Origin of the sequence: Desulfosarcina sp., from assembly GCF_041551955.1 — a bacterium.
GTDB lineage: Bacteria > Desulfobacterota > Desulfobacteria > Desulfobacterales > Desulfosarcinaceae > Desulfosarcina.
Window position 1 is genome coordinate 1 of the sequence record NZ_JBFELV010000296.1, and the last position, 6,149, is coordinate 6,149.

Below are 6,149 nucleotides of genomic sequence, written 5' to 3' on the forward strand. Positions count from 1 at the left end.
AGAAACGAAATCAGCATCGAGGTCGCCCACAGCCTTTCTAAAAGTGCCATGGAACGGGTGAAATACAAGCTGGGCGAAGGAATTATCGGCCGGGTAATCGAAACCGGCGAGGCCGTGGCGATACCCAAAATCAGTCAAGAACCCCTGTTTCTGAACCGGACCGCATCGCGCAAAATCAAGGGCATGGGCGAGGTCTCATTTATTTGTGTCCCGGTGCAAAAGGGAAAACGGGTGGTGGGTGCCCTGAGTGTGGACAGGGCCTACGACCCCGACTACCCCCTGGAGGCAGGCACCAAAATGCTATCCGTGGTGGCCACCATGCTGGCCCGCCACGCCATCAACCTGGAAACCATCCACCTGGAAAAAGAGGCCCTGCGGGCGGAAAACAAACGTCTGCGAGATGAACTTGAAAACAAGTACCGCATCAACAACATTATCGGCAACAGCAACAAAATGCGCGAGGTCTACCAGATGATCAGCCAGGTCTCGCGCAGCAACGCCACCGTTCTGATCCGTGGAGAAAGCGGCACTGGAAAGGAATTGGTGGCCAACTCCATTCACTACAATTCCACGCGGTCAAAAGGGCCCTTCGTCAAAGTCAATTGCGCGGCCATTCCCAACAACCTCATCGAGAGTGAACTGTTCGGTCATGAAAAAGGAGCCTTCACCGGAGCGGTCAAACAGAAGCCCGGGCGGTTTGAACTGGCCCACAAAGGCACCATCTTTCTAGACGAAATCGGCAGCATCGAACCCGACGTTCAGGTTAGGCTGCTGCGTGTTCTCCAGGAGCGCGAATTCGAACGGGTGGGCGGTCACCGGACCCTCAAGGTGGATGTGCGCATCATCGCAGCCACCAACAAGAACCTGGAACAGGCGGTGGATGAAGACACCTTTCGCGGAGACCTGTACTATCGTCTCAACGTGTTTCCCATTTACATGCCCCCCTTGCGGGAACGAAAGACCGATATCCTGTTGCTGGCGGATTTCTTTTTGGAGCGGTATGCCGAAGAGAACGGACGGGAAGTCAAACGGCTATCTACCCCGGCCATCGACATGCTCATGGTCTACCACTGGCCCGGAAATGTACGAGAACTGGAAAACTGCATCGAACGGGCCGTGCTGCTCTGCGAAGAGGGCGCCATTCACAGCTACCACCTGCCGCCTTCGCTTCAGACGGGCAAGGAGAGCGGCACCCTTCCGGATCATTCCCTGGAGGATGCCGTGGGGGCGCTGGAAAAGGAGATGATCATCGATTCCCTGAAAAACACCCGGGGAAACATCACCCTGGCTGCGGAGATCCTGAAAACCACCGTGCGCAAATTTGCCTACAAGGCCAAGAAATATGGGGTAGATTATCGTACCTACCGTTAAGACGTGTCGATCCTGCTCAGTTCTTGGCAGTGACTGGAAATGGTAGATTTTGGTTCAGGGCAAGGCCGCAGCGCTGGTGAGACCGGAGGCGTAGCAGCGCTACGTCGAGGATCTCGGCAGCCTGAGAACGCTGGCCTGGGCCGAAAGATGCCATTTCAAGATGCTGCGTCGGGGTTGGTGCGGATGCGCCCGATCAGCACGGCCTCGCCGCGGATGGTGTCGGCCAACTGCCGGGTGAGCGTGCCTTTCTGCGACCGGATCTGACCGGTCCCTTCGGATCGATTTACCAGCCAGGTGACGTACATGTTTTCAAGGGTGGCGTTGACATCGCTCAGAACCTGTGCCATGCGTTCCCGGGCCTTCTTCAGTTCTTCGGTCTGGGAGGCAACGATCCCTCGTTGATTGGGGAATTTCTTGCCGATGCGCTTCAGCCGGTCCAGTTCCGAGTCCATCATCACCAGGATATCATCCAGCATGACCATATTGTGGTAAAGGGCGGTGGATACCTGGTCGTGGGTAAAACGAATCAGTTCCCTTTTGACTTTCAGGGTGGCGAGTTTGGATCGAAGCGGCTCTTTTTTATAGTACTTGTTGTATGCCAGAAAACCTCCGCCGCCGGCAAGGGCGAGCACGAGCACCACGGCGATGAGGATTCCGACAGCCCCACCGCTGGTGTTGTTGATCGGGCTGATCGGATGGTGTCGTTTGCAGGCCATGCTTTTTTTCAAGGCATCGGTGTCGTTCGTTATTCCGGTGAACGCCGGAGTGAGGGTATATTAAACCATTCAGTCAACCAAGACCGTCGTTAACAGCGTGTCACTACCATATATCGGCAGGTGGCCGAAAAGCTGAATTTTTTTTGGACTTTCTATTCGGTTTGATGGCCGTTTTTCTTGCTACAACGATCATTTATAATCAGGAGAACGATATGCATGTCGCATTGAGCATTGCCGGGTCGGATTCATCCGGAGGGGCCGGCATCCAGGCGGACTTGAAAACCTTTCAGGCGATAGGGGTGTTTGGCATGAGCGCCGTGACCGCGGTGACGGTGCAGAATACCCAAAAGGTCTACGATATACAGGAGATGCGACCGGAGATCGTTCACGGCCAGATCACCTGCCTGTTCGATGACATTCCCATTCATGCCGTCAAAATTGGCATGGTGGCCAGTGTTCCCCTCATCGAAGCCATTGCCGATGCCCTGGGCGCCATTGAGCGGCTCCCGCCGGTGGTACTGGACCCGGTGATGATCTCCAAAAGCGGATATGCCCTGCTTCAGCCTGATGCCCAGGCGGCCTTGGTCCGGCACTTGTTCCCGCTGGCCCAGGTGGTCACCCCCAATCTGCCTGAAGCACAGGCCCTGCTGGGAAAGAAGATCGCGGGTATCGATGCGATGCAAACCGCGGCCCGGGAAATTTCGGCATTGGGGGCGACAAGGGTCGTGGTCAAGGGGGGGCATTTAGGACGGGGGAACGCCACGGATGTGCTGTTTGACGGACAAGATGTCAAGCTGCTGGAGAGCCGGCGGATCGACACGGCCAACAATCATGGCACCGGCTGCACCTTTTCGTCGGCCATCGCCGCCCACATGGCGCGGGGCGAGTCTTTTGTCGATGCAGTGACCCTGGCCAAGACATACATTACCGGTGCGATTGAAAATGCCCTGTCTTTAGGTAAGGGATGCGGCCCCACCCACCACTTTTTCGACCTTTACCGTCGGGCGGGAATGGGTGTCGGCTGAAGGAAAGGGGGATCTCGTTCACCCTTCAGCACCGAGCCGATCGGGCCATCCACCACGGTCGCTGATGGCGTATTTCCTGACCGAGCGCCGGTCCGCAGCGGACCGGCGTTCGGGAATATGCCAGTCGTAGGAGAGCATGCGGCGGTCAATGCCGGTTCGCTGTTCACCTGGGGTCTGTCCCCAAATCGAGCCCTTTTTTTTCTCTTTGAGTCGCATGGTTTGCCTTCCTGGATGAACACCCGTCCAAAGCGGTTCGACAGGCCTGCCACCATAGCCTAATTGTACTCTATACTGTTGCCACAGTCTTCCACTATCACATGATGTAGTGGTGATACAATCAATATTAAAGGTTTTCGGCGCTTTTCCACCTTGATCCGCCTTCCGAGCCGAGTGTACCTTTTGAAAAAAATTATAAAAAAAATGATTTTCGGTGCCGCCAGGTTGGTGGTCGCGGTGAAATGAAGCGTGGGGGAGAAAAATGGGGTAGCCGTGCAGGGTGAAACTTGTAATCGGGTGTTTGAGACCACAGGGGGGGGCGACGGGATGTTACCGGATCATGCAGCGCCTGACAAAAGGCTCGGCCGAGGATTTCAAGCGCTGCATCGTTTCCGGTAACAGGGTCGGGTCTTGCCGTTGGTTAAATTCGGGGTCAAGACACATGGCTCGGTCGTTGAACGGCTGGAGCACATAGCACGCGGCGCCTTCGATTGTTTTGGCGATGGTTTCAACGGTGGTTTCGTTGACAAATGGCATGGCACAGGTGGTTCGAAATTCATAGGCGGGGGCGGATTTCATGATGGTGCGGATACTGGTTGTCAACCGTTCATGGATGTTCGGGTCTCGGCTGAAAGGGGCGTAGGCGTTTAGGGGCGCTTTGATGTCCATGGCGACAAAATCAACCAGGTGCTGCGCAATAAGCTGACGGAGCACCTCGGGCCGACTGCCGTTGGTGTCCAGTTTCACCGGATACCCCAGCGCTTTGACCGCCCGGCAAAGATCGAAAATACCCCTGTCCAGCGTGGGTTCTCCGCCGGTGATGGCCACCCCTTCCAGCATACCCCGGCGAGATTTTAAAAAATCCATGATCGCTGTCAATTCGAACCGCGCCGGGTATTCTCCCCTGGCCAGGTCGGCGTTGTGGCAATAGGGGCAGATGAAATTACAGCCGGTGATGAAAAGGACGCAGCTGATCTTGCCGGGGAAGTCGATAAATGAGTTTTTCTGGAAACCGGCCAGGATCATGCGTCGCTATACCGACCCCATCTGCCGCAGGGCATCATCGGTGCAGATCGGATCTACCGCTTCGATTGACTCGTCCATTGGCGGGTTGCACCGGCCATCCTCCTTCATGGCCACCGCCGCCTCGACGCCCGGTTCCTCAAAGGTGAGTTTAAACGGCCGGCGGCGGCAGTATTCAGCTTGCTTGCCGTCGTTCCACTGCTTCACCGGTCGCAGGTACCCAACTACCCGGGAGTAAACTTCAGTTTCGCGGTTGCAGTGTGAGCAGCGAGTTTGTTCTCCATTGAGGTAGCCATGGGACGGACAAACCGAAAAAGTGGGGGTCAGGGTGAAATAGGGCAGATGGTAATTATCCGACACCTTGCGAATCAAGGACTTCACCGTTTCGATGTCGGTGACCTGCTCGCCCAAAAACAGGTGAAGCACGGTGCCGCCGGTGTATTTGACCTGCAGATTGTCCTGTAGCATCAGGGTTTCAAAAATATCGTCGGTGTGATTCACCGGCAGCTGCGTAGAGTTGGTGTAATAGGGCACGGCTCCTTTTTGGACGTCCTCCTCGTTGGCGCAACGGATATCCGAAAAACGTTTCTTGTCGATCATGGCCAGGCGGTATGAGGTGCCTTCGGCCGGGGTGGCTTCCAGGTTGAAAATTTCCCCCGTGCGGTCCTGGACCTCAGTGATCATGGCCCGCAGTTCATCCATCACTTTCACGGCAAAGGCCTGGCCGCTGGCGGTGGTGATATCCGTTCCCAGAAAGTTCAGGCAGGCTTCGTTCATACCCAGGATGCCGACCGTGGAAAAATGGTTTTTCCAGTAAACGCCGGCGCGGTTCTTGATGGATCTCAGGTAGAATTTGGAATAGGGGTAGAGGTTCTTGTCGGTGAATTGTTCCAGGACTTTGCGTTTGATGGTCAGGCTTTCGATGGCCAGGTCCACCTTGGCCTGGAGACTGTCGAAGAATTCGGTTTCATCCTTGGCCTGATGGCCGATTCGCGGGAGGTTGATGGTCACTACGCCAATGGAACCGGTCAATGGGTTGGCGCCGAAAAGACCGCCGCCGCGCTTGAGCAGCTCGCGGTTGTCCAGCCTCAGACGGCAGCACATGGAACGAGCGTCTTCCGGTGACATGTCCGAATTGACGAAGTTGGAGAAGTAGGGGATCCCGTATTTGCCGGTCATCCGCCAAACGGTTTCCAGGTTGGGGTTGTCCCAGTCGAAATCCTTGGTGATGTTATAGGTGGGAATGGGAAAGGTGAAGACGCGACCCTTGGCGTCGCCTTCGATCATCACTTCGGCAAAGGCCCGGTTAAAGGTGTCCATCTCTGACTGGAACTCGCCGTAAGTGGCTTTTTTGTCCTTGCCGCCAATGACCACCGGATGGTCCTTCAATGTGCCCGGCACACAAAGATCCATGGTGATATTGGTGAAGGGCGTCTGAAATCCCACCCGGGTGGGAATGTTGATGTTGAAGACGAACTCCTGGAGGGCCTGCTTGACCCGGGCGTAGCTCAGCTTATCATAACGGATAAAAGGTGCCAGCAGGGTGTCGAAGTTGGACAGGGCCTGGGCGCCGGCCGCCTCCCCTTGGAGGGTGTAGAAGAAGTTGACGATCTGGCCGAGGGCTGAGCGCAGATGTTTGGGCGGCGCGCTTTCGACTTTGCCCTCGACGCCCTTGAACCCGTTTCGCAGGAGGTCGGTCAGGTCCCAGCCAACGCAGTAGACCGACAGCAGGCTCAGGTCGTGGATATGAAGGTCGCCGTCGGCATGGGCCCGCCGAATCTCCGGCGGATAGATTTTA

General features: G+C 56.1%; 6 protein-coding genes. 2 read left to right on the forward strand and 4 right to left on the reverse strand.

The annotated features are described in order from the left end of the window. The coding region (locus tag ABYV26_RS18285; RefSeq protein ID WP_372682796.1) for a sigma 54-interacting transcriptional regulator at positions 1-1,371 on the forward strand (1,371 nt) is incomplete at its 5' end. A 155-nt stretch (positions 1,372-1,526) separates the two neighbouring features. Here ABYV26_RS18285 and ABYV26_RS18290 read toward each other — a convergent pair. After that, entirely contained in the window at positions 1,527-2,087 is a 561-nt protein-coding gene (locus tag ABYV26_RS18290) for a hypothetical protein (RefSeq protein ID WP_372682797.1), read from the reverse strand. Between the two features lie 212 nt (positions 2,088-2,299). On the opposite strand from ABYV26_RS18290, the gene thiD reads away from it, so the two are divergent. Further along, a complete protein-coding gene (gene thiD / locus ABYV26_RS18295; RefSeq protein WP_372682798.1) occupies positions 2,300-3,112 on the forward strand; it encodes a bifunctional hydroxymethylpyrimidine kinase/phosphomethylpyrimidine kinase in 813 nt (270 codons plus the stop codon). A gap of 18 nt (positions 3,113-3,130) precedes the next feature. Here the strand turns inward: thiD and ABYV26_RS18300 are convergent, their stop codons facing one another. The 3 genes from ABYV26_RS18300 to ABYV26_RS18310 form a co-directional block, all read right to left on the reverse strand. Further along, positions 3,131-3,328 (reverse strand): hypothetical protein, encoded by a 198-nt coding sequence (locus tag ABYV26_RS18300; protein ID WP_372682799.1) that lies wholly within the window; start codon positions 3,326-3,328, stop codon positions 3,131-3,133. A gap of 330 nt (positions 3,329-3,658) precedes the next feature. Next, a complete protein-coding gene (locus ABYV26_RS18305; protein WP_372682800.1) occupies positions 3,659-4,354 on the reverse strand; it encodes an anaerobic ribonucleoside-triphosphate reductase activating protein in 696 nt (231 codons plus the stop codon). A gap of 6 nt (positions 4,355-4,360) precedes the next feature. Continuing rightward, the coding region (locus ABYV26_RS18310) for a ribonucleoside triphosphate reductase (protein WP_372682801.1) at positions 4,361-6,149 on the reverse strand (1,789 nt) is incomplete at its 5' end.

Bases quoted from the DNA above. Each gene is read 5' to 3' on its own strand.
- ABYV26_RS18300 (WP_372682799.1), bottom strand. From the start codon at position 3,328: ATGCGACTCAAAGAGAAAAAAAAGGGCTCGATTTGGGGACAGACCCCA.
- ABYV26_RS18290 (WP_372682797.1), bottom strand. From the start codon at position 2,087: ATGGCCTGCAAACGACACCATCCGATCAGCCCGATCAACAACACCAGC.
- ABYV26_RS18305 (WP_372682800.1), bottom strand. From the start codon at position 4,354: ATGATCCTGGCCGGTTTCCAGAAAAACTCATTTATCGACTTCCCCGGC.
- thiD (WP_372682798.1), top strand. From the start codon at position 2,300: ATGCATGTCGCATTGAGCATTGCCGGGTCGGATTCATCCGGAGGGGCC.